The following is a 22,634-nucleotide window of genomic DNA, read 5'->3' as shown; positions in this document are numbered from 1 at the left end:
CCGACTGCCGTTTCCATAGAGGTACAGGGGATCGGGCCAAGTATCCCATGGCCGTCCCACGGTGCGGAAAGCCGTTTTCACTCTCCCGGAGGGACCTGGGAGAATGGCAGCCGCCCCTGCTTGAAGGCGTACGAGAAAGAAGGACGTGCCGATCGTGGCTCAGAGCACCGAGACCGACTGGGTCTCCCGTTTCGCGGACGATGTCATCGCCGAATCGGAGCGCCGTGCCCCGGGCGCGAAACACTCTGGCGCTTCCGCACCGGTGGTCGTCGTCGCATCCGGCCTCTCCCCTTCGGGCCCGATCCACCTCGGCAACCTGCGCGAGGTGATGACCCCGCACCTGGTCGCCGACGAGATCAGGCGGCGCGGGTACCAGGTGCGCCACCTCATCTCCTGGGACGACTACGACCGGTACCGCAAGGTGCCGAACGGCGTCCCGGGCATCGACGCGTCCTGGGCCGAGCACATCGGCAAGCCGCTCACCTCGGTGCCCGCCCCCGCCGGGTCCGCGTACCCGAACTGGGCCGAGCACTTCAAGGCCGCCATGGTCGAGGCGCTGGCCGAGCTGGGCGTGGAGTACGACCCGATCAGCCAGACCGAGCAGTACCTTGCGGGCACCTACCGCGAGCAGATCCTGCACGCCATGAAGCACCGGGCCGACATCGACGCGATCCTCGACCGGTACCGCACCAAGAAGGACCCCGCGCAGCAGGGCCAGGCCGACGGCGGACAGAAGCAGGGCAAGAAGCAGAACCAGAAGCAGGGGCAGAAGCCGCTCGACGAGGCCGAGATCGAGGCCGCCGAGGGATCCGGCGCGGCCGACGAGGACGACGGCAGCAGCAGCGCCACCGGCTACTACCCCTACAAGCCCTACTGCGGCGCGTGCGAGAAGGACCTCACCACGGTCACCTCGTACGACGACGACACGACCGAGCTGGCCTACACGTGCACGGCGTGCGGACACTCCGAGACCGTCCTGCTCAGCGAGTTCAACCGCGGCAAGCTGGTCTGGAAGGTCGACTGGCCGATGCGCTGGGCCTACGAGGGCGTCATCTTCGAGCCCAGCGGCGTCGACCACTCCTCGCCCGGCTCCTCGTTCGTCGTCGGCGGTCAGATCGTCCGCGAGATCTTCGACGGCGTGCAGCCGATCGGCCCGATGTACGCGTTCGTCGGCATCAGCGGCATGGCCAAGATGTCGTCGTCCAAGGGCGGCGTGCCCACCCCGTCCGACGCGCTGAAGATCATGGAGGCGCCGCTGCTGCGCTGGCTGTACGCGCGGCGCAGGCCCAACCAGTCGTTCAAGATCGCCTTCGACCAGGAGATCCAGCGGCTCTACGACGAGTGGGACAAGCTGGAGTCCAAGGTCGCCGACGGCTCGGCGCTCCCCGCCGACGCCGCCGCGCACACCCGCGCGGCCCGCACGGCGGAGCGTGAACTCCCGCGCACCCCGCGCCCGTTGCCGTACCGCACGCTCGCCTCCGTCGCCGACATCACGGCCGGGGCCGAGGACCAGACGCTGCGCATCCTCAGCGAGCTGGACCCGGAGAACCCGATCGCCTCGCTCGACGACGTACGCCCCCGGCTCGACCGCGCCGAGAACTGGATCACCACCCAGGTCCCGGCCGAGCAGCGCACCCTGGTGCGCGCGGAGCCGGACACGGAGACCCTGGCCGCCCTCGGCGACCAGGACCGCGAGTCGCTGCGGCTGCTCCTCGAAGGCCTCGACACGCACTGGTCGCTGGACGGCCTGACGACGCTCGTCTACGGCGTGCCGAAGGTCCAGGCCGGCTTCGAGCCGGACGCCAAGCCCACCCCGGAGATGAAGGTCGCCCAGCGCACCTTCTTCGCTCTGCTCTACCAGCTGCTGGTGGGCCGTGACACCGGACCGAGGTTGCCGACGCTGCTGCTCGCCGTCGGCGCGGAGCGGGTGCGCAAGCTGCTCGCGGCCTGAGCGAGCGCGTACGGCCGAGGGCCGCCGCCCCGGGTTTCCTGCCCGGGGCGGCGGCCCTCAGCCGCGTATGCGAACGCCTCTGCTCAGAGCGCCCGCCAGGCCCGGGAGCTCCGGCACTTCGCAGCTCCCGGCGCCCGGGTGACGCTCCCCCCGCTGTGAGGCCTCGCGTCAGCAGACCTTCATTTTGTAGATCCTGTCGTTGGGGTTCCCGCCCGTCGCGGAGGTGTCGAAGGCCAGGTCCCTGAGGTAGTGCCCGGAGTTGACCGCGATCATGAACCGGTTGCTGGAGTCGTAGAAGCGGGACTGCACGCCGCCGTACTGGTTCCTGTTGTCGATCGAGGAGATGTTGCCGGCCACCGGGGTGCCGTCCGGCCAGCGGTAGTTGCGCAAATCCTGAGTGGTACAGGTGGACCAGTAGGTGCCGCCGCCCGAGAAATTGCGGTCCTTGTACACGCAGAGCCGGCCGCTGGTGCAGTTGCCGTCGGCAAGGGTCAGGTCCATGACCCCTCCCTTGTCGAGCTCGATCGCGTGCGAGTTGAGCTGGTGCGACCCCGGGTTGAGGGCGAGAGCCCGGTGCATCTGCTGGGCCAGCCGCGCCTGCTGCGGGGTGTCGTGGGGAGCGGCCGAGGCGTTCGCGCTTCCCAGCGCGAAGGCCGCTGCCGCGAGGGCGGCGGTGACGGCCAGGGCCTGGTTCCTGATCTTCATTGCATCCTCCTGGGCCGGGGCCGGGCCCCGGCTCTGCTCTTTCGCTGTGCTCCGTCAGATGGGATCCTTCCTCCGGCGCATGACCGCCCGCCATGGGTACTTGTCCCCATGGCCCCGTCCTTGGGGGAGGACGCAGTGTCCGAACGCGCGCACAAGGAGTTGCTGGAGCTTGCCGTAGAGGTGATTCGCGACCCGCGGCCCCACCGCCTCGGCGGTCTCGTCAGCACGAGAGTGCTGCACGTACTCGATGCGGAGTACGGCATCAACAAAAACGTCCCGTGGACCGAAGGCGCCGGGGAATTGCGTGTCTGGTCGCCCTCCGGGCAGGGGGGCGGAATTCTCCGCGAAGAGAACCGGCGCTCGCTCCGGGCCGGACGCCCATTCGTCGACTTCTACAGCAGGCAGCCGACCCCTGGTCCGCGAAGCGCCCGTCAGATCGAGAGCGCGGGCGCATGGCGGAACAGCGAAACGCGGACCCTCATACGGGAGACCTTCGGTGCCTGTGACGTCCTGGCGCTGCCGCTGCCGATGGGCACGGCCCACACCCAGGGGTGGCTGGTGTACCGCTCGGGCACGCCGTTCGGGGCGGCCGACCTGGCTTACGCGTGTCTCGCGCAGTCTCTGCTCTCCGCCGTGCACCGGCACCTGAACACCCTGGGCCAGTGCCAGGACTTGCATGCCCGGGCCGTGAACTTCGGCCTCACGCCACGCGAGTGCACGGTCTTACACCTGCTCAGCATGGCGCTGACAGCAGCCGCCATCGCGCATCGTCTCGGGATCTCCGTCCGGACGGTGCACAAGCACCTCACAAGCCTCTATCAGAAGCTCGGCACATCGGATCGTCTTGAGACGGTCATGCGCGCACAGAGGCTCGGCCTCCTCCCGCACGACCCGCACGCCGGGCTGTGACAGGGCAGGCCCGGCCTCCGCCGGCGGGGGCGTGGGCTCGGGCGTGCTTCCTACGCGATGTGCTCCGCGTCCAGCTCCTCCGCGTAGCGGTGCTGGAAACGGGCCAGGTACGGGCGGAGCGAACTGTCGCTCAGGGTCTCGCTGTTGCGGCCCGTGACGCCGTACAGATCCTTCAGGTACCGGCCGAACTGCCGCACCGTCGGGACTTCGTTGTTCTCGCTGATGAACTTCCGGTAGGCCCCGAAGTACGCGTCCTCGCGCGACACGTCCTCCGGCAGCCCCTGCACCTCCGGGCTGTCCGCCCCGGCGGTCTCGGCCGTCTCGGCCGTCTCGTTGAGGGGCTGCTCCTCGGCGCGCGGCCCCGGGATCACTCCGCCGAGGCGGCGCGACCCGCCCGCTCCGTTGGGGACCATGACCTGGGTGGGGTCGGGGGACCCGGGTGCGCCGGAACCATCAGCGCCGGGCCCGTCGTACGGGGCGTGGTGTCCGGGCCGGTACTGCTGGTCGTACCCCTGCGGGTACGGGCCTTCGTACCCCTGCTCGTACTCCTGCTCCGGCGGGTACTCCTGCTCGTACCCCGGCGGGTACTGCTGCTCGTACGCGGGCTCGTACGCCGGGTCGTAGGTGCCGGTGTACGCCTCCTGGGAGACCTGCGGCGCGGCGAACCACGGGCTCTCGTGCGTGGGCGGCGGCTCCTGCCCCTGATCCTGGCCCTGCTCGTGACCATCAGCCGGCGCCTGACCGGCGGGACCCGGCGCGGCCGGGGCCTCCGCTGCGTACGGCGCGGGGGCGGGCGCGACGGCGGCAGGTCCCTCAGCCGTGCTCCCCGCAGCTGTGCTCCCCGCCTCCAGGGCGGGCGGCGGTGGCAGCAGCACCGGCTCGATACCGGCCGCGGCCAGGCCGGACGGGGCCGTCTCCGCGAGCGGCACTCCGTACCGCGCCAGCCGCAGCGGCATCAGCGACTCGATCGGCGCCTTGCGCCGCCACGCGCGCCCGAACCGGGCCTGCAACCGCGCCTGGTAGATCAGCCGGTCCTGTTCGAGCTTGATGACCTCGTCGTACCTGCGCAGCTCCCACAGCTTCATCCGGCGCCACAGCAGGAACGTGGGGACCGGCGAGAGCAGCCAGCGGGTGAGGCGCACGCCCTCCATGTGCTTGTCGGCCGTGATGTCGGCGATCCGCCCCACCGCGTGGCGCGCCGCCTCGACGCAGACCACGAACAGCACCGGGATCACCGCGTGCATCCCGGTCCCCAGCGGGTCGGGCCAGGCCGCCGCGCCGTTGAAGGCGATCGTCGCCGCCGTGAGCAGCCACGCCGTCTGGCGCAGCAGCGGGAACGGGATCCGGATCCAGGTCAGCAGCAGATCCAGCGCGAGCAGCACACAGATCCCCGCGTCGATACCGATCGGGAAAACCGTCGAGAAGGAGCCGAAGCCCTTCTCCTGGGCGAGTTCGCGCACGGCCGCGTAGGACCCCACGAAACCGATCCCGGCGATGACCACCGCGCCCGCGACCACGAGCGCGATGAGTATCCGGTGCGTGCGTGTCAGCTGCATCGCGGCCACCCGCGGCCCCCTCCTGAATTCGACATCCGGCGGGCACAGCCTGGCACATGTGTACGGAGGTCGTTGCGCGGGTACGCCCGGAGCCCGGTCCCCGGGGAGGGGCCGGGCTCCGGAGGCGGTACCCGAAGACGCGTGCGGGAACTACTTGTTGGCCGAGGCCACCGAGGCCACAGCCGCCTTGGCCGCCGTCTGCGCGCCCTTCGACATGTCGCCTGCCGACGGGGACTTGAGGCCCTCGTAGCCGGCGCCGTTGTGGTTGACGGTGGTGACGACGTTCTCCGTACGCGTGATGACCACGGCGTAGCTGAAGTCCGCGTCGGTCTTGCGCTGTTCGTAGGTGACCGTGGTCGCCTCGTTGCCGATGCCCGGCGTGTTCACCGTCTTGACGCTCTTCGCGCCGTCCGTCGCCTTCGCGTCGGCCACGGCCTTGGCGTACTGGTCCTGCGCGCGCTTCTGGCCGCTGCCGAGGACGGTGTCGGAGCCGAAGCGCAGATACGAGACAGAGAGCCAGCGGTACTGGGATCCCTTCGTGCCCTTGCTCTCCAGGCCGTTCCAGGAGCAGCCCGCGCGGGCCGACAGATCGGTCGACTTGACCTCGGTGCCCGACTTGTCCTTCGCCTTGGGGACCAGGTCCGAGACGGTCTTCCCCGGGACGGACTTACAGGCGTCGGGCAGCTTGGCGTACACCGCCTTCGCGACGGTCGGGGACGCCGAGGCGCTGGGTTTTGCGGAGGAGGTGCTGGAGCTCTTCTTGCCGCTGGAGCCGGAGTCCGACGAGCAGCCGGCGACGACGAGCATCACGGGGACGGCTGCACAGGCGAGAAGGCGGGTGAGTCGCGGGGCTGATCGGTGCATGGTTCCTTCGCTCATGTGTCGTACGGGTCGTACGGTCCGGGCCGCCACGGTACGCCGGGGGCGCCGGAGGACGGACTATTCGCCGATCTGGTCGGCGAGTTTGTGGGCCATGGCCTGCGTCCTGTCCTGCAGGCTCTTGGTGTCGGGGGGAGTGCCCGCCTCGGCGGGCGTCTCGCTGTACTCCACGGTGACCAGGACGTTCGACGCGCGGAAGACCACCCGGACGGTGTGCTGCGGTGATCCCGCGCCGGCCTTGGCCGGGACGTCGGCGAGGAAGGCGGCGCTGCCGAGATCGCTGAGGGTCCGCGACTGGAGCTCGTCCGCCGGCTGCCCCTCGCCGCTCTGCCCGTCGCTGCCCTGGTCGCTGCCGGTGGCGTCCGGGGTGCTGTCCTGGCCGCCGTCCTGCTTGTCACCCTGCGTGGAGCCCGCCCCGGGGGAGCGGGTGGCGCCGGGCGCGGCGGCACCCTTGCCGCCGTCCCCACCGTCATCCGTGCCGCCATCGGTGCTGCTGGACGGGCTGCCGGTGGGTGAGTCGTCCGCCGGGAGCCCGGCGGCGGCGAGCTTCTGCGCGTACAGGGTCTTGGCCTGGTCGTCGTCGCTGACGGTGGTGTCGTAACTCACGACGCGTTCCATGCTGATGCGCAGCCGGTGCGCGTCGGCCGGCGAGTCGGCCTTCCACCGGCAGCCGACCTGGCGGTCGGTGTCGAAGGTGGCATCGGGCGTGCCCGCGTACGCCTTCTCCTGCTGGTCCTTCGGCAGGTCGGCGATCTCCGGGAACATGTCCTTCAGTACGCCCTGATCGGCGGCGCGGCAGGGTTCGAGCAGGGTGGAGTACTTGCCGGGCGCCGCGGCGGGAGTGGTCTCGCCGGGCTTCGAGTCGGCGGCGGAACCATCGGTCCCGGAGCCGCTCGTGCAGCCGGTGACGAGCGCCGCGAGCAGCACCAAGCCGGGAACGTAAGCCCTTCGCTGCACTGTCCGAGGCTCCCTTCGGAACGGAAAACGGATACCGCCTGATGACGGTGACCGGACACAATGTCTATCGCACGCACTGGTGTACACGCCGGTCCGCTGTCGTGTTCGCGGATCTTGATGCGTATTTTCTTTTTCGGGTTGTTCGGGGGAATAGAGGAGTTATGTCGTATGTAGAGGTTCCGGGTGCGAAGGTCCCCATCCGGATGTGGGCCGACCCGGCGTCGGTCGAGGACGGCGCGATGCAGCAGCTGCGGAACGTCGCCACACTGCCCTGGATCAAGGGACTCGCCGTCATGCCGGACGTGCACTACGGCAAGGGCGCGACGGTGGGCTCGGTCATCGCGATGCACGGGGCGGTCTGCCCGGCGGCGGTCGGGGTGGACATCGGCTGCGGGATGTCGGCGGTGAAGACGTCACTCACGGCGAACGATCTGCCGGGCGATCTGTCGCGGCTGCGCTCCAGCATCGAGGCGGCCATCCCGGTGGGCCGGGCCATGCACGACGACCCGGTGGCGCCGGGCCGGATGCACGGCTTCCCGACGGCGGGGTGGGACGACTTCTGGGCGCGGTCCGACGGGGTCGCCGAATCGGTCAAATTCCGCCAGGGTCGGGCTGCGAAGCAGATGGGTTCGCTCGGCGGGGGAAATCACTTCATCGAGTTCTGTCTCGATGAGTCGGATTCGGTCTGGTTGATGCTGCACTCGGGCTCCCGGAACATCGGCAAGGAGCTGGCCGACCACCACATCGGTGTCGCACAGAAGCTTCCGCACAACCAGGGGCTGGTCGACCGGGACCTGGCGGTGTTCATCGCCGACACCCCGCAGATGGGGGCGTACCGGAACGACTTGTTCTGGGCGCAGGAGTACGCGAAGTACAACCGGGCCATCATGATGAGCCTCTTCCAGGACGTGGTCCGGAAGGAGTTCAAGAAGGCCCGGGTGACCTTCGAACCGGTCATCAGCTGCCACCACAACTACGTGGCCGAGGAGCGGTACGAGGGAATGGACCTGCTGGTCACCAGGAAGGGCGCCATCCGTGCCGGATCCGGTGACTACGGGATCATCCCCGGCTCCATGGGCACGGGTTCGTACATCGTGAAGGGCCTGGGCAACGAGAAGGCCTTCAACTCCGCCTCGCACGGCGCCGGGCGGAAGATGAGCCGGAACGCCGCGAAGCGCCGCTTCACCACGCGGGACCTGGAGGAGCAGACGCGCGGGGTGGAGTGCCGGAAGGACTCCGGTGTCGTGGACGAGATCCCTGGTGCGTACAAGCCGATCGAGCAGGTCATCGACCGTCAGCGTGACCTGGTCGAGGTCGTCGCGAGGATCAAGCAGATCGTGTGTGTGAAGGGCTGACCCGCAGGCGGGACAGCCGTGTCACAGCTCCCTGTGGACCTTGGTGTTGGACGCCTGGGCGCGGGGGCGGACCACCAGGAGGTCGACGTTGACGTGGCTGGGGCGGGTCACCGTCCAGGTGATGGCCTCCGCCACGTCGTCCGCGACCAGCGGCTCGTCCACGCCCGCGTAGACCTTGGCGGCCTTCTCCTCGTCGCCGCCGAAGCGGGTCGTGGCGAACTCCTCGGTCTTGACCATGCCGGGGGCGATCTCGATCACCCGCACCGGCCGGCCCACGATCTCCAGGCGGAGCGTCTCGGCGAGCACGCGGGCGCCGTTCTTCGCGGCCACGTAACCGCCGCCGCCCTCGTACGCCGCGTGGCCCGCCGTGGACGAGACGATCACGACGGTGCCGTCACCGCTCGCCTCCAGGGCGGGGAGCAGGGTCTGGGTGAGGTTGAGCGTGCCGATGACGTTGGTCTCGTACATCTGGCGCCAGTCCGCCGGGTCGCCGGTGGCCACCGGGTCCGCGCCGAGTGCGCCGCCCGCGTTGTTGACCAGGACGCCGATGGTGGGGAACGCGGAGGCGAACTCCTCGACGGCCGGGCGGTCGGTGACGTCCAGGGCGTACGCCGTGGCCTGGTGGCCCGCCGCGTTGATCTCCGCCGCCACGGCCTCGATCCGGTCCTTGCGGCGCGCGGTGAGCACGACCCGGTAGCCGGCTGCGGCGAGCTGCCGAGCGGTGGCCGCGCCGATGCCGCTGCTCGCTCCGGTGACGACGGCGATGCGGTTGGTGGCTGCGGGCGCGGCGGTCATGGCGAGGCTCCTCAGGAGGGCGGAGTGGGGCAGTCCGGGGGTGGGGCAGTGCGGTGGGCGATGCCAGGATATGCCCGGTCTCAGTGGCCGCGTGGTGCGTACATGATCACGGCCATCCCGGCGAGGCAGACCAGCGCGCCCGTCACGTCCCAGCGGTCCGGGCGGTAGCCGTCGGCGACCACGCCCCAGATGATCGATCCGGCGACGAAGACCCCGCCGTACGCGGCGAGGATCCTGCCGAACTGGCCGTCGGGCTGGAGGGTCGCGACGAATCCGTAGATGCCGAGCGCGATGACGCCGCCGCCGATCCAGATCCAGCCCTTGTTCTCCCGTACGCCCTGCCAGACGAGCCAGGCGCCGCCGATCTCGAAGAGCGCGGCGAGGACGAAGAGGGCGGCGGAGCGGAGGATCAGCATGGGGGAAGCCTGGCACGCTCCCTCTGTGGCTCTGTGGCTCTGTGGCTCTGTGGCTCTGTGGCTGTGCGGCTGCCGGCTCTGGGGCTTCGGGGCTGCGGGGCTGTGCGTCGTACGATTTCCGCATGACGCAGAAGACGGGACCGGAACCGGGGCCGGGGCCGCGCGGCGCGCTCATGGCCGAGCTGGGTGCCACCTCACGCCGGTACATGGCTGCGTACGCCCTGTTCAATCAGGCTCTCGCCGACCATCTGCACCTGCACCCCACCGATGTGCAGTGCCTCAATCTGCTGAGTCTCGAACCGGGGCCGGTCACGACGGGGCGGATCGCGGAGCTGACCGGGCTCACCACCGGGTCGGCGACGCGGCTCGTCGACCGGCTGGAGCGTGCGGGCTATGTGCGGCGCCGGCGCGACACCGACGACCGGCGGAAGGTGCTCGTGGCGACGGTGCCCACGCGCATGGCCGAGTTCGGGGCCGTCTGGGCGCAGCTCAACGGTGCCTGGTTCGCGATGTTCGACGCCTATGACGACCGGGAGATCGCCCTGCTCACCGACCACATGCGGCGGACCGTGGCGATGAGCGTGCGGCAGATCAGCCGTCTGCGGGGCGGGGAGCTGGGCTGAACTCGCGCAGCGCGTCGGCCACGATCGCCTCCAGGCGGTGGTGGTGCGCGCCGCGCCAGTACACCCGCTCGCACGCGACGCACTGGGCGAAGACGTCGTGGGAGCGTTCGGTGCCGCCCTCGATCCGGCCGCGCACGCTCTCCTTGGAGGCGGGGGCCAACTCGCCGTTGCAGGCGCTGCACCGGGTCCACGGTGCGAGGGCGGGGGCGAACCTGCCCAGTACGTCGCGGAGTTGTTCGTCGGGCTGGTCGCTGTAGACGTACGCCCCCGCCCAGAGCTCGCGCCGGCGCAGCAGCCCCCGGTCCCGGGACAGCAGGACGCGCCGGTGCTGCGCCGAGTACGTGGCGAGTGCGGGATCCCCGATGTCCTCGCTGAAGTACGCGGTGTCCACGCCGAGCAGTCGCAACCGCCGTGCCAGCGTGCCGAGATGGACGTCGAGCAGGAAGCGGAGCGGGGCGCCCGGCACCTGCTGCGGGCGCTCCACCGCGTACACCTCGACGGTCTCGCCCGCGCGTGGGATGTGCGAGGCCGGTACGGTCCGGCCGTCCACGGCCAGCCGGCCGGCCTCGGTGCGCGGGATGCCGGCCGACTCGACGACGTGGCCGAGCGTCGACGAGCCGTCGGTGACCAGGGCGGTGCGTCCCTGGCGGCGGTCCGACGGGAGGAAGAGGCGCAGTTCGGGAGCGACTTCGAGGTGGATCTCCGGTCCGTTCACGCGGTCAGGATGTCATCGGGGCGCCGGGCCGGGCCAGAGGTTTCTGCCGCGTCGGGGGGTGTCAGACGGTCGCGGGCCCGGCGGGTGCGGTGGGTTCGGTGGTGAAGGCTGCCGCGTTCTCGGCGGCCCAGGTGGCGAAGGTGCGGGCCGGGTGCCCGGTGAGTGTCTCCACCTGGCCGGTGACGGACGTGGGCACGCCGTCGGACGTGGCCCAGTAGCGCAGCAGGCTGTCCGCGACCGGGGCCGGCAGATGGGGGCCGACCGACTCTTTCCACTCCTCGGGGGTGATGTGCCGGATCGGCATGGTGCGGCCTGTCGCTGCTTCGAGCGCCATGATCTGCTCGGTGAAGGTGAGCGACTGCGGCCCGGTCAGGTGGTACGCCTGGCCGCGCAGCGCGGGTTCGGTGAGCGCGGCGTACGCGGCTTCGGCGATGTCCCGTTCGTGGATGGGGTCGGAGTAACTGCCGGGGTGCGGAAGGCCGATGGCGCCCGCGGACCGCAGGGCCCACTTCCACTGGAGTGCGTTGCCCGCGAACGCGCCGGGGCGCAGGACGGTCGTCTCGATGGGCGAGGCGGCCAGCGCCTGCTCGACGGCGAGGTGGGAGGCGGCGATCGCGCACTCCGATGCCCCGGGTTCGAGTACGGAGCTGGAGGAGAGCAGCACGATGTGCTGGGCGCCCGCGGTTTCGGCCTGCCGGAGGAACGCGCCGATCTGCGAGGGCTCGGCGTACAGGAAGACCGCGTCGGCCCCGTCGAGTGCGGCCGGGAAGGTGGCGGGGTCGTGGAGGTCGCACCGTACGGCTGTCACGCCGTCGGGCGGGGCGAGGTCCCCGGGGGCGGCGGACGCCGCCCGCACGTCTGTCCCGTTCTCGTGCAGCAGCGTGATGAGAGCGGAGCCGATTCTGCCGCGGCTTCCGGTGACGAGGACGGTCATGGGGGTCCTTTGCTTTCGGTGGGTCCGGTCGGTCGGTGCGCTCGGGTCGGTGGGTCCGGCTGGGGTGTCCGGCTGAGGGCATCCGGCCGGGTGTCCGTGTGTGACGCTCCACGATACTAGGTGTAGCGCAGAATCTGTGTCACGCAGTTAAATGAGCCGGAAACGGGTCGGCCTGCCGCACGACAGCAATCCTTCGGTAACGCCCCCCGTCAGAGTGGGATCGGCCGCCACTCGGGGGCGATCCGCTGACGGGGGCGTGCCTTCGGGCGGCTCCGCGCGTTACCCCGGCCATGAACGTACGTCGAATTCTCACCACTGCCGCCGCCGGTTCCGCCCTGCTCGCGGCCTTCGCCCCCGCCGCCCAGGCCAGTAGCCTCGGGGGCACCCTCAGCAGCACCGCCCTGACCGCGGCCGCTGTCGGCGAGCAGGCCAAGCCCATCGCCAAGAGTGTCGCCGGGAACAACATCGGCAAGAAGGTGCACGCCGTGAAGGGGGCGGCCAAGGCCGGCGGCGACGCGCTGAAGGCAGGTAACGAACTCCTCAGCAGCTGAGTCCCGGGCTGCTCCCCGGACAACCCCAGGGGCGGTATCGCCGGTGCGGCGGTACCGCCGCAGAGGTCCGTCCGCTACGGCCTGGGCGCGGCGCCGTACGCCGCCGGGGTGACGCCGATCGTCGCGGTGAAGTCGCGCGTGAGGTGCGCCTGGTCGCTGTAGCCCAGTTCGGCGGCGAGCGCCGCCCAGTCGACCGCCTTGTCCTCCTCCGCGCGCTCCAGGGCCTCATGGATGCGATAGCGCAGGATCACCCATTTGGGGCTCACGCCGACGTACGAGGTGAAGAGCCGTTGCAGGGAGCGCGCCGATACGCCTTCCCCGGTGGCCAGCTCCTCGACCCGGCGCATCGTACGGTCCGTACGCACCCGGTCCACCAGAGCCATCGCCCGGTCCGCCTGCGGGTCGGGCTCGGGAGCCGGCGACAGCAGGAAGCGGTCCAGCGCGGCCACCCGCGCGTCCTCGTCGGACGGTGTGAGGATGTCCGCCGGCCAGGCGGCCGAATCAGGAAAAACCTCGGGCAGCGGGACACGGCGTCCGGTCCACTCCGCCACCGGACGGTCCGGTACGAAGGGCCGGAAACCGCCGGGCCGGAACTGGATGCCGCACACCGCGCCCACCCCGGTCAGCGTCTGGGTGAACAGACCGAGCCCGACGCCCGCGACCTCGCCGAACGCGGGCGAGTCGCCGAAGCGCTGGAAGACGATGTTCACCGAGGGGTGCGGTACGACACGGGACACGTGCGGTTCGGCCAGGTCCCAGTCGATCAGCCAGTAGTGCTCCAGATACGGACGGAGCGCGGGCGCCGGTGCGCGGCGGCGGAACCGGACGCGGGCGAAGAGCTCGGGGGCATCGACGATGCCCCTGGTATCGCGCCGTGGGCCGGGCTGCGGGCCGGGCAGCGGACCTGACATGCGAGTGATCGTATGTCGCGTTTCTTCAAGACGCCTCCGGTCGGCCGACCTAACGTCGGAGCCATGAACACGAACGAGAACGAGAACGAGAACGAGGACGAGGACGAGCACACGAACGGGAACGGAAACGGGAACGGAATCCCCGGAATCCCCAGGGCTTCCGGAGCGGCCCCGATCAGCGAGCTGCTCGCCGCCGCCGCCGCGCAGGCGCTCCCCGTGGTCCGCGGGATCGGGGACGACCAGCTCGCGGACCGTACGCCGTGCGCCGAGTACGACGTACGCGCGCTGGTCAACCACCTCATCCATGTCCTGGTGAACTTCCAGGCGCTGGCCGCCCGCAAGGACGTGGATTTCGGTACGGAGCCGGAGTACATGGTGGGCGACTGGCGGCGCAGGTTCGGCGAGGAGACCGGGGCTCTCGTCACCGCGTGGGCCGCGCCCGGCGCGGAGGAGGGCACGGCGGGTGCCATGAATCTGCCCGCCAGGACGGTCGGCCACATGGTGCTCGGCGATCTGACCGTGCACGCCTGGGACCTGGCCCGCGCGACCGGCCAGGGGTTCGCGCCGGAGCCGTCCGTGATCGAGGAGATCCTGCCCGCGCTCGCGGACATGGCCCCGATGGCCCGGGCCGGGGGCGTCTTCGGCGAGCCGGTGCCGGTGGCGGCCGGGGCATCCGCGTTCGACCAGGTGCTCGCCGTCACCGGCCGCGATCCGCGCTGGAGCCGTTAGGCCCTGTCCGGTCCGTCTTCGCAGGCCCGCGCCGCCGGGTCCGGTGGTGAGGCCGGCCGCGCCGGAGAGAGGCTCATCGGCATGTCCGGAAGGTGCGGCGGCGGACCCATGTGGTGGTGTTCACACCGGGGTTGGCGGGGACCATGATGCGGGCGTGCCGGACCCCGCAGGACGCGTCCTGAACCGGACGAAGGGCCCAGGACCTTTCGCCCGAGGTCAGGGCCACACCAGGCAGTACGCCTGATGCCCCGCGTCGTGCAGCCGGTGGGAGAAGTCCTGCCACTCGTGCAGCAGTTGGTAGGCGTTGAAGGCGTCCCGGGGGCCGCCGCGGTCCGGGACCGTCGACCAGATGAAGGCTGCGGCACCGACCGACTCCTCGCCGACGCCGCGCAGCGGGTCGACGACCGTCATCGGGAGCTTCACCACCGCGTAGTCGGGGTGCAGCACGACCAGTTCCAGCGGCGGCACCTTGCCCAGGGGTACGCCCTGGATGCCGGTGAGGACCATGGCGGCCATGGTCTCCGGCTTTATCTTCGTGAACATGCCGCCCATGCCGAGCTCGTCACCGCCCAGCTCCTCGGGGCGCATGGTGACCGGCACCCGGGCCGCCGTCGCCCCGTTGGGCGCGCCGAAGTACTTGTAGGTCACACCCACAAGCCCACCGCTCCTGCTTCCCGTACTCCGTGCCTTCGCCCGTGCCTCTGCCTCTCGTCGGTGCTTTCCCCTTCGGGCAGGCTCGGGACCCAGGTCATCGGTCCCCTCGCCCAGTCCGCCACCGCGATGCATATCTCCACCCGACCACTCGCGGCCGCCGCCGCGCAACCCGATCATCGTGTCAGAGACCTCCCCCACGGATGTGCGGTGAAACACCTGTCCGCAATACCGTCTGCGCCTCTGACACCATGGCTTGTGTGAGCTATCCGTACGAATACGAAGCCCCAGTTTCGCAGACGCTCTTCGACCGTGCGTCCCTTGTGACCCCCGGCGGGGTGAACTCTCCGGTTCGCGCCTTCCGTGCCGTGGGCGGTACGCCCCGGTTCATGGTGTCCGGTACCGGTCCCTACCTGACCGACGCCGACGGCCGTGAGTACGTCGACCTCGTGTGCTCGTGGGGTCCGATGATCCTCGGGCACTCGCACCCCGAGGTCGTCGCCGCCGTGCAGGCCGCCGTCGCGCGCGGCACCTCCTTCGGTACGCCGGGGGAGGGCGAGGTCGCACTCGCCGAGGAGATCGTCGCCCGTATCGAGCCCGTCGAGCAGGTGCGCCTGGTGTCATCGGGCACCGAGGCGACCATGTCGGCCATCCGGCTCGCCCGCGGTTTCACCGGCCGGGCGAAGGTGGTGAAGTTCGCCGGCTGCTACCACGGACATGTGGACGCGCTGCTGGCCGCCGCCGGATCGGGTGTCGCGACCCTCGGGCTCCCCGACACCCCGGGGGTGACCGGCGCGCAGACCGGCGACACCATCGTCCTGCCGTACAACGACCTCGAAGCCGTACGCCGGGCCTTCGCCGCCCACCCCGGTGAGATCGCCTGTGTGATCACCGAGGCGTCGGCGGGGAACATGGGTGTGGTGCCGCCGGTCGACGGGTTCAACGCCGGGCTCAAGGAGCTCTGCTCCGCCGACGGCGCGCTGTACATCTCCGACGAGGTGATGACCGGTTTCCGCACCTCGAAGGCCGGCTGGTACGGCGTCGACGGGGTCCGCCCCGACCTGATGACGTTCGGCAAGGTCATGGGCGGCGGCTTCCCGGCCGCCGCGTTCGGTGGACGCGCCGACGTCATGGCGTACCTGGCGCCCGTCGGCCCCGTCTACCAGGCGGGCACGCTCTCCGGGAACCCGGTCGCCACCGCTGCCGGGCTCGCCCAGCTGCGGCTGCTCGACGACGCCGCGTACGAGAAGGTCGACGCGGTCTCCCTGGAGATCCAGGGTCTGGTCACCGCGGCGCTCAGCAAGGAGGGCGTCGCGCACACGATCCAGACGGCGAGCAACATGTTCTCCGTCTTCTTCAGCGACAGCCCCGTCCGGGACTACGAGGACGCCAAGGCGCAGGAAGCCTTCCGCTTCACCCCCTTCTTCCACTCGATGCTGGCGCAGGGCGTCTACCTCCCGCCGTCGGCCTTCGAGTCCTGGTTCGTTTCGACCACGCACGACGAGCGGGCGGTCGAGCGCATCGCCGCCGCGCTGCCCGCCGCCGCCCGAGCCGCCGCCGAGGTGTCCGCATGAGCGACAGCAGTAGCGACAGAAGCAACGAGATCACCGTCGTGCACCTGATGCGCCACGGTGAGGTGCACAACCCCGACGGCGTGCTGTACGGGCGCCGCCCCGGCTACCACCTCTCCGAGCTGGGCCGGGAGATGGCCGACCGGGTCGCCGGGCATCTCGCGGGCCGGGACATCACCCATGTCGTGGCCTCCCCGCTGGAGCGTGCGCAGGAGACCGCGACCCCGGTCGCGGTCTCGCACGGCCTCGACCTGGCCACCGACGGGCGGCTGATCGAGGCGGAGAACATCTTCGAGGGCAAGACGTTCGGCGTCGGGGACGGCGCCCTGTCCAGGCCCGCGAACTGGAAGTACCTCACCAACCCGTTCCGGCCGTCCTGGGGCGAGCCGTACGTGGACCAGGTCGTCCGGATGATGGGCGCCCTGAACGCCGCGCGGGACGCCGCGCGCGGGCACGAGGCGGTCTGTGTCAGCCACCAGCTGCCGATCTGGACCGTGCGGAGCTTCGTCGAGAGGCGGCGCCTGTGGCACGACCCGCGCAAGCGGCAGTGCACGCTCGCCTCGCTGACGACCTTCACGTACCAGGGTGACCGGATCGTCTCCGTCGGTTACACGGAACCGGCGAGGGACCTGGTGCCGTCCCATCTGCTGTCCGGCGCGAAGCCCGCCAAAGGACAAGCAAAGGCGTTCGGCGCATAGAGTGAAAAATAGTACTGGTTAGTCGGAACCATCACGTTAATCCCATCATCTGACCGGTTGCCCGCTTGTATGGGCCGTCGGACGACGCAACAGATGGGTGACGCGATGCGGAACATGAGCAGGAGGGGCCTGCTGGGACTGGGCGCCGGGGCTGCGGCCGCGGCCGGACTGGCGGGCTGTGGGGCCGGCGGCAAGTCCACGGCCGGCAGTACGGAAAAGGGAAACCAGGGCGCGGGCGCCAGCCCGAAGAAGGGCCCGGTCCGGCTGATCGGGGACGGGTCCACCGCCGACACCGGCCTTCAGCCGAACCAGCCGGCCAAGCCGGTCCCGCTGGAGCCGGGGCAGACTCCGCCGCAGTTCGTGATTTTCTCCTGGGACGGCGCGGGCGAGGTCGGCAACGGCCTTTTCCCGCGCTTCCTGAAACTCGCGAAAGAGCACCAGGCGGGGATGACGTTCTTCCTCTCCGGGCTCTACCTGCTGCCCGAGTCGAAGAAATCGCTCTACCGCCCGCCGAACAACCCGGTCGGTGCCTCCGCCATCGGTTATCTCAGCGATGAACACATCAAGGCGACAATGAAGTACACCCGGCAGGCCTGGCTGGAGGGCCACGAAATCGGGACGCACTTCAACGGGCATTTCTGCGGCACCACTTCGGGCTCGGTCGGGAACTGGACCCCCGAGCAGTGGCAGAGCGAGATCGACCAGGCCGTCTCGTTCGTCACCGAATGGCGTACGAACACCGGCTGGCACGACGAGCCGCCACTGCCTTTCGACTACCGCAAGGAACTCGTCGGCAGCCGCACCCCGTGCCTGCTCGGCCAGGACAACCTGCTGCCGACGGCGAAGCGGCTCGGCTGGCGCTACGACGCCAGTTCGCCCGGCGGTACGCAGACCTGGCCGGTCAAGCGCGGTGGGCTCTGGGACCTCCCGCTCCAGCAGATCCCGTTCCCGGGGCACACCTTCGAGGTGCTCTCGATGGACTACAACATGCTGGCCAACCAGTCCAAGAATTCGACAAAGGGAATGACGTCGCATTATCCCTACTGGCGCAGGCAGGCGGCCGACTCGTATTTCGCCGGATTCAAGCGGGCGTACGAAACCAACCGCGCGCCCATGTACATCGGCAACCACTTCGAGGAGTGGAACGGCGGCCTCTACATGGACGCCGTCGAGGAAGCGATGAAGAAGATCGCGGGCCGTCCCGACGTACGGCTCGTCTCCTTCCGGCAGTTCTGCGACTGGCTCGACGTACAGGACCCCGCGGTGCTCGACAAGCTGCGTTCCCTCGAAGTCGGACAGCGGCCGGCCGGCGGCTGGAACAGTTTCCTTAAGGCTGCTTGACATCGGGCTTTCCGGGCAGTGAGGGGGGTGCCCAAGATCCGGGAAACGGCCATGCGAAACTTTTCACATGGCTCTTACGCGCCCTCTCCGCCGCCGTACCGATGTCCGCCGCGCCACCCAGCTGGGCGCGGTGGCCGCGGTCTCCGCGCTCGCCCTGTCGGCGTGCGGATCCGGCGCCAAGGTGAGCAGTTCCCAGGGCTCCCGCTACGTGACCAGCAGCAGTGGCATTGTCACCGCCGGGAAGGGCGGGCGCCAGACCGCGCCCGAACTGTCCGGCAGGACCGTCGACGGCAAGACGCTCGATGTGAGCAGCGCCTACAAGGGCAAGATCGTGGTGTTCAACGTCTGGGGCTCCTGGTGCCCGCCGTGCCGTGCCGAGGCCGGGAACCTGGCGAAGGTCTCCAGAGATCTCAAGGCCAAGGGCGTGGAGTTCGTCGGGATCAACACCCGTGACACCTCCACCGGTCCGGCCAGGGCGTTCGAGAAGAACTACGACGTCCCGTACCCGAGCCTCTACGACCCGAGCGGCAAGCTGCTGCTCCGCTTCCCGTCGGGCAGCCTGAACCCGCAGTCCATCCCCTCCACGGTCGTCGTCGACCGCGACGGGAAGATCGCGGCCCGCAAGGCCGGCGGGGTCGAAGAGGACACCCTGCGCAAGATGATCGACCCGCTGATCGCGGGGAAGTGATCCGGTGAGCACGCTCGTCACCGTGGCGGCCGAATCCGGGCTCAACGGGACCGTCTACGACGGTGCCCTGCTGGTCGCGCTGCCCGTCGCCGTGCTGGGCGGCCTGATCTCCTTCTTCTCGCCGTGCGTCCTGCCGCTGGTCCCCGGTTACCTGAGTTACGTCACCGGAGTCAGCGGTTCGGATCTCGCACAGGCCAGGCGGGGCCGGATGGCCGCGGGCGCCGCGCTGTTCGTGGTCGGCTTCACCGCCGTCTTCGTCTCGGGCGGCGCGCTCTTCGGTTACTTCGGGAGCGAGCTCCTCGCGTACCAGAACATCCTCAGCAAGGTGCTGGGCGGGCTGATGATCCTGCTCGGGATCTTCTTCATGGGCATGATGCCCTGGCTCACCCAGCGTGAGTTCCGTCTGCACAAGCGGCCGGTGACCGGCCTGGCCGGCGCGCCGCTGCTCGGCGCGCTCTTCGGGATCGGCTGGACGCCCTGCCTCGGACCGACGCTGTCCACGGTGGAGCTGCTCGCTTCGCAGCAGGGCACCGCGGGCCGCGGCGCCATACTGACCGTCGCGTACTGCCTCGGTCTCGGAGTGCCGTTCGTGCTCGCGGCTGTGGCCTTCCGCAAGGCGCTCGGCGCCTTCGGCTGGGTCAAGAAGCACTACGCCTGGGTCATGCGCATCGGCGGGATCATGATGATCGTGACCGGACTGCTGCTCGTCACCGGCGCCTGGGACCGCATCATCCAGGAGATGCAGGTCTGGTCATCCGGCTACACGGTGGGGATCTGAGTTCCACATGGGCAAGACGACTGAAACGACGGACGCCACGAATCCGGAGGCGGAGAATCCGGACGGTGCCAGTCCGGACGGCACGACCCCGGACGGTGCAAATCCGGACGGCTCCGGAAGCGACGCCGCAGGGAGCGAGACCGACCTCGGCGCCGCCGGGTCCCAGCTCTCCACGGCGCCGAAGGAGGACCCGGTCTCCAGCCTCCCCGCCATGGGGGTCATCGGCTGGATCCGCTGGTTCTGGCGGCAGCTGACCTCGATGCGGGTCGCACTGCTCCTGCTGCTCCTGCTGTCGCTGGGCGCCATCCCCGGCTCGCTGATCCCGCAGACGAGCATCGACGAGCTGAAGGTCACCGACTTCAAGGCCAAGCACGATGTGCTCGCGCCCGTCTACGACAAGCTGGGACTCTTCCACGTCTACAGCTCGGTCTGGTTCTCGGCGATCTACATCCTGCTGTTCATCTCCCTCATCGGCTGCATCGTGCCCCGCACCTGGCAGTTCGTCGGACAGCTCCGCGGCCGCCCGCCGGGCGCGCCCAAGCGGCTGACCCGGCTGCCCGCGTACACGACCTGGCGTACGGAGTCCGAGCCCGCGGCCGTCCGGGACGCCGCGCTCGCGATGCTGAAGAAGCGCCGGTTCCGCGCGCACGTCTCGGGTGACGCGGTCGCGTCCGAGAAGGGTTTCCTGCGCGAGACCGGGAACCTGCTCTTCCACATCGCCCTGATCGTGCTCCTGGTCTCCTTCGCCAGCGGCCAGCTGTGGAAGTCCGAGGGCGGCAAGCTGGTCGTCGACGGCGACGGCTTCTCCAACACGCTCACGCAGTACGACGACTTCAAGGCCGGCACGCTCTTCGACCCCAACAAGCTGGCGCCGTTCAGCTTCACGCTGGACAAGTTCATCGGGACGTACGAGAAGAACGGGCCGAACCGCGGCACGCCCCGCAAGTACGAAGCCCACGTGACGTACTCCGAGGGCGCGGACGGCAAGGACAAGAAGGGCGTCATCAAGGTCAACACGCCCCTTGAGGTCGACGGCTCGAAGGTCTACCTGGTCTCGCACGGCTACGCCCCGATCGTCGCGGTCAAGGACGCCAGGGGCAAGGAGATCTACCGGGACGCGGTGCCGCTGCTGCCGCTCGACTCCAACGCCACGTCGACCGGCGCCATCAAGGTGATGGACGGCTACCGCGACGCCGCGGGCAAGAAGGAACAGCTCGGCTTCCAGACGATGTTCGTGCCGACCTACGCCGGCAAGGGCAAGGGCACGATGTTCTCCACCTTCCCGGGCCTCGACTTCCCGGTGATGGCCATCTCCGGCTTCCACGGCGACCTCGGGGTCGACTCGGGGCTGCCGCAGAGCGTGTACCAGCTCAACTCGAAGCACATGACGCAGTACAAGGACAGCAAGGGCAACAAGCTCGCCAAGCTCCTGCTGCCCGGCGAGACGATGAAGCTGCCGCACGGCGAGGGCTCGATCCAGTTCCTCGGCGTCAAGCAGTGGGCCAGCTTCAAGATCTCGCACCAGCCCGGCACCGAGTTCGCGCTGGTCGGCGCGCTGGCGGCCATCGCGGGTCTCGCCGGGTCGCTGTTCATCCAGCGCCGCCGCGTCTGGGTCCGCGCCGTACGGGGAGAGGACGGCGTGACCGTCGTGGAGATGGCCGGTCTCGGCCGGAGCGAATCCGCGAAGCTCCCCGAGGAGCTGGCCGACCTGGCCGCAAAGCTCCATTCAGTGGCGCCGTCGGCGCCTGACTCCGCTGCATCCGCAGAGACTCCCGAAGGGGCCGAGAAGTGAATCTCGCCGCCGGAACCAATGAGAACCTGGCGCACATCAGCAATGTGCTCATCTATTCGTCGATGGCCGTCTACACCCTGGCCTTCTTCGCGCACATCGCGGAGTGGACCTTCGGCGCGCGCAGCAAGGTGGGCCGTACCGCCGCCGCGCTGACCTCGACCACGGCCGCGGCCCCCGCCGTACAGGTCAAGCAGCAGGGCGGCGGCACCGCCGTACTGGACCGGCCGAAGATCGTCACCCGGTCCGCGGCCGGCTCGCGCGACGTCCCGGACGGCCCCGGCGCCGCGGGCGGCACCGCGAAGGGCGACCTGTACGGGCGGATGGCGATCTCGCTGACCGTCCTCGGCTTCCTCGTGGAGGCGGGCGGCGTGGTGGCCCGCGCCATGTCGGTGCAGCGTGCGCCGTGGGGCAACATGTACGAGTTCTCGATCACCTTCTCCTCGGTGGCGGTCGCCGCGTACCTGATCCTGCTCGTGGTCAAGAAGAACGTCCGCTGGCTGGGGCTCGCCCTGGTCACCACGGTCCTGCTCGACCTCGGTGTGGCGACCACGGTGCTCTACACCAAGAGCGACCAGCTCGTCCCGGCGCTGCACTCGTACTGGCTGTGGATCCACGTCTCGACCGCGATCATCTGCGGCGCCATGTTCTACATGGGCTTCGTCGGCACCGCGCTCTACCTCTTCCGGGACCGCTACGAGGCCAAGCTCGCGCGGGGCGAGCAGCCGGGCGCCTTCGCCGAGTCGGTGCTCTCGCGGCTGCCCTCCGCCGCCTCGCTGGACAAGTTCGCGTACCGCATCAACGCCGCGGTCTTCCCGCTCTGGACGTTCACGATCATCGCGGGCGCGATCTGGGCCGGCGACGCCTGGGGCACCTACTGGGGCTGGGACCCCAAGGAGACCTGGTCGTTCATCACCTGGGTCGTCTACGCCTGCTACCTGCACGCCCGTGCCACCGCGGGCTGGAAGGGCCGCAAGGCCGCCTATCTGGCGCTCTTCGCCTTCGCCTGCTGGATCTGGAACTACTACGGCGTGAACATCTTCATCAACGGCATGCACTCCTACGCCGGGGTCTGAGCGGCTCGCCCAGCCCGGCCGCGGACGGTCTCCAGGAGGGCCGGTTTCCCGACACG

23 protein-coding genes are annotated in these 22,634 nt (G+C 69.9%); 13 read left to right on the top strand and 10 right to left on the bottom strand.

Translation table 11 applies throughout. The features are described from left to right. Positions 1-145: 145 nt before the first annotated feature. On the top strand, positions 146-1,951 hold the full coding sequence (lysS, locus tag OG285_RS14025) for a lysine--tRNA ligase (protein ID WP_356836391.1): 1,806 nt from the start codon (positions 146-148) through the stop codon (positions 1,949-1,951). A gap of 168 nt (positions 1,952-2,119) precedes the next feature. Here lysS and OG285_RS14020 read toward each other — a convergent pair whose 3' ends face one another. Continuing rightward, positions 2,120-2,656: a peptidase inhibitor family I36 protein gene (locus OG285_RS14020; RefSeq protein ID WP_356836393.1), complete on the bottom strand. Its 537-nt coding sequence runs from the start codon at positions 2,654-2,656 to the stop codon at positions 2,120-2,122. A 135-nt stretch (positions 2,657-2,791) separates the two neighbouring features. Here OG285_RS14020 and OG285_RS14015 point away from each other — a divergent pair, with 135 nt between their 5' ends. Then, positions 2,792-3,565, top strand: coding sequence for a LuxR C-terminal-related transcriptional regulator (locus OG285_RS14015; protein WP_371791121.1), 774 nt, complete (start codon positions 2,792-2,794; stop codon positions 3,563-3,565). Between the two features lie 50 nt (positions 3,566-3,615). Here the strand turns inward: OG285_RS14015 and OG285_RS14010 are convergent, their stop codons facing one another. The 3 genes from OG285_RS14010 to OG285_RS14000 all read right to left on the bottom strand — a co-directional run bounded on the left by OG285_RS14010 (position 3,616) and on the right by OG285_RS14000 (position 6,927). Further along, positions 3,616-5,130, bottom strand: coding sequence for a DUF2637 domain-containing protein (locus tag OG285_RS14010; RefSeq protein ID WP_371791120.1), 1,515 nt, complete (start codon positions 5,128-5,130; stop codon positions 3,616-3,618). A 141-nt stretch (positions 5,131-5,271) separates the two neighbouring features. Continuing rightward, entirely contained in the window at positions 5,272-5,985 is a 714-nt protein-coding gene (locus tag OG285_RS14005; protein WP_356835930.1) for a DUF3558 domain-containing protein, read from the bottom strand. Between the two features lie 75 nt (positions 5,986-6,060). Then, the gene (locus OG285_RS14000) at positions 6,061-6,927 is read right to left on the bottom strand and encodes a DUF3558 domain-containing protein (RefSeq protein ID WP_356836004.1); all 867 of its coding nucleotides are present in this window, start codon (positions 6,925-6,927) and stop codon (positions 6,061-6,063) included. Positions 6,928-7,118: 191 nt separating this feature from the next. Here OG285_RS14000 and OG285_RS13995 point away from each other — a divergent pair, with 191 nt between their 5' ends. Next, positions 7,119-8,312 (top strand): RtcB family protein, encoded by a 1,194-nt coding sequence (locus OG285_RS13995; RefSeq protein ID WP_371791119.1) that lies wholly within the window; start codon positions 7,119-7,121, stop codon positions 8,310-8,312. A 21-nt stretch (positions 8,313-8,333) separates the two neighbouring features. Here OG285_RS13995 and OG285_RS13990 read toward each other — a convergent pair whose 3' ends face one another. Both OG285_RS13990 and OG285_RS13985 read right to left on the bottom strand, forming a co-directional pair. Further along, complete coding sequence (locus OG285_RS13990; RefSeq protein ID WP_356835934.1) at positions 8,334-9,107, bottom strand: SDR family NAD(P)-dependent oxidoreductase; 774 nt, start codon at positions 9,105-9,107, stop codon at positions 8,334-8,336. Between the two features lie 80 nt (positions 9,108-9,187). Then, the gene (locus OG285_RS13985) at positions 9,188-9,523 is read right to left on the bottom strand and encodes a YnfA family protein (protein WP_371791118.1); all 336 of its coding nucleotides are present in this window, start codon (positions 9,521-9,523) and stop codon (positions 9,188-9,190) included. A gap of 122 nt (positions 9,524-9,645) precedes the next feature. Between OG285_RS13985 and OG285_RS13980 the strand changes: the two genes are divergently transcribed. After that, on the top strand, positions 9,646-10,146 hold the full coding sequence (locus tag OG285_RS13980) for a MarR family winged helix-turn-helix transcriptional regulator (RefSeq protein WP_371791117.1): 501 nt from the start codon (positions 9,646-9,648) through the stop codon (positions 10,144-10,146). On the opposite strand, the gene OG285_RS13975 is transcribed toward OG285_RS13980, so the two are convergent. Further along, positions 10,115-10,861 carry a Mut7-C RNAse domain-containing protein gene (locus OG285_RS13975; RefSeq protein ID WP_356835938.1) on the bottom strand — a complete coding sequence of 249 codons (747 nt, stop codon included), beginning with the start codon at positions 10,859-10,861 and terminating at the stop codon, positions 10,115-10,117. The two genes, OG285_RS13980 and OG285_RS13975, sit on opposite strands and share 32 nt — an antisense overlap. A 61-nt stretch (positions 10,862-10,922) precedes the next feature. Further along, positions 10,923-11,795 carry an SDR family oxidoreductase gene (locus tag OG285_RS13970; RefSeq protein WP_371791116.1) on the bottom strand — a complete coding sequence of 291 codons (873 nt, stop codon included), beginning with the start codon at positions 11,793-11,795 and terminating at the stop codon, positions 10,923-10,925. Between the two features lie 290 nt (positions 11,796-12,085). Between OG285_RS13970 and OG285_RS13965 the strand changes: the two genes are divergently transcribed. Beyond that, positions 12,086-12,346 (top strand): hypothetical protein, encoded by a 261-nt coding sequence (locus OG285_RS13965; protein WP_356835942.1) that lies wholly within the window; start codon positions 12,086-12,088, stop codon positions 12,344-12,346. A gap of 74 nt (positions 12,347-12,420) precedes the next feature. On the opposite strand, the gene OG285_RS13960 is transcribed toward OG285_RS13965, so the two are convergent. Further along, entirely contained in the window at positions 12,421-13,257 is an 837-nt protein-coding gene (locus tag OG285_RS13960) for a DUF6597 domain-containing transcriptional factor (RefSeq protein WP_371791115.1), read from the bottom strand. A 63-nt stretch (positions 13,258-13,320) separates the two neighbouring features. Here OG285_RS13960 and OG285_RS13955 point away from each other — a divergent pair, with 63 nt between their 5' ends. Continuing rightward, a complete protein-coding gene (locus OG285_RS13955; RefSeq protein ID WP_371791114.1) occupies positions 13,321-13,986 on the top strand; it encodes a TIGR03086 family metal-binding protein in 666 nt (221 codons plus the stop codon). A 216-nt stretch (positions 13,987-14,202) separates the two neighbouring features. Here the strand turns inward: OG285_RS13955 and OG285_RS13950 are convergent, their stop codons facing one another. After that, entirely contained in the window at positions 14,203-14,772 is a 570-nt protein-coding gene (locus OG285_RS13950) for a hypothetical protein (RefSeq protein WP_356835956.1), read from the bottom strand. Positions 14,773-14,888: 116 nt separating this feature from the next. Here OG285_RS13950 and hemL point away from each other — a divergent pair, with 116 nt between their 5' ends. From hemL to ccsB, 7 genes are all read left to right on the top strand, one after another. Next, positions 14,889-16,211 carry a glutamate-1-semialdehyde 2,1-aminomutase gene (gene hemL, locus OG285_RS13945; RefSeq protein ID WP_371791113.1) on the top strand — a complete coding sequence of 441 codons (1,323 nt, stop codon included), beginning with the start codon at positions 14,889-14,891 and terminating at the stop codon, positions 16,209-16,211. Continuing rightward, a complete protein-coding gene (locus tag OG285_RS13940) occupies positions 16,208-16,906 on the top strand; it encodes a histidine phosphatase family protein (protein WP_371791112.1) in 699 nt (232 codons plus the stop codon). The genes hemL and OG285_RS13940 overlap by 4 nt, the downstream gene beginning before the upstream one ends. Positions 16,907-17,011: 105 nt before the next feature. Further along, on the top strand, positions 17,012-18,247 hold the full coding sequence (locus OG285_RS13935; RefSeq protein WP_356836008.1) for a hypothetical protein: 1,236 nt from the start codon (positions 17,012-17,014) through the stop codon (positions 18,245-18,247). Between the two features lie 67 nt (positions 18,248-18,314). Further along, complete coding sequence (locus OG285_RS13930; protein ID WP_371791111.1) at positions 18,315-18,935, top strand: TlpA family protein disulfide reductase; 621 nt, start codon at positions 18,315-18,317, stop codon at positions 18,933-18,935. A gap of 4 nt (positions 18,936-18,939) precedes the next feature. Next, the gene (locus OG285_RS13925) at positions 18,940-19,713 is read left to right on the top strand and encodes a cytochrome c biogenesis protein CcdA (protein WP_356835964.1); all 774 of its coding nucleotides are present in this window, start codon (positions 18,940-18,942) and stop codon (positions 19,711-19,713) included. Between the two features lie 7 nt (positions 19,714-19,720). Further along, positions 19,721-21,505: a cytochrome c biogenesis protein ResB gene (locus OG285_RS13920; RefSeq protein WP_371791110.1), complete on the top strand. Its 1,785-nt coding sequence runs from the start codon at positions 19,721-19,723 to the stop codon at positions 21,503-21,505. After that, on the top strand, positions 21,502-22,578 hold the full coding sequence (gene ccsB / locus OG285_RS13915) for a c-type cytochrome biogenesis protein CcsB (RefSeq protein ID WP_356835969.1): 1,077 nt from the start codon (positions 21,502-21,504) through the stop codon (positions 22,576-22,578). The genes OG285_RS13920 and ccsB overlap by 4 nt, the downstream gene beginning before the upstream one ends. Positions 22,579-22,634 lie beyond the last annotated feature (56 nt).

Source organism: Streptomyces sp. NBC_01471 (assembly GCF_041438865.1).
Classification (GTDB): Bacteria; Actinomycetota; Actinomycetes; order Streptomycetales; family Streptomycetaceae; genus Streptomyces.
Note: the sequence above shows the minus strand (reverse complement) of the source record. Positions and strands in the feature narration are given on the sequence as shown.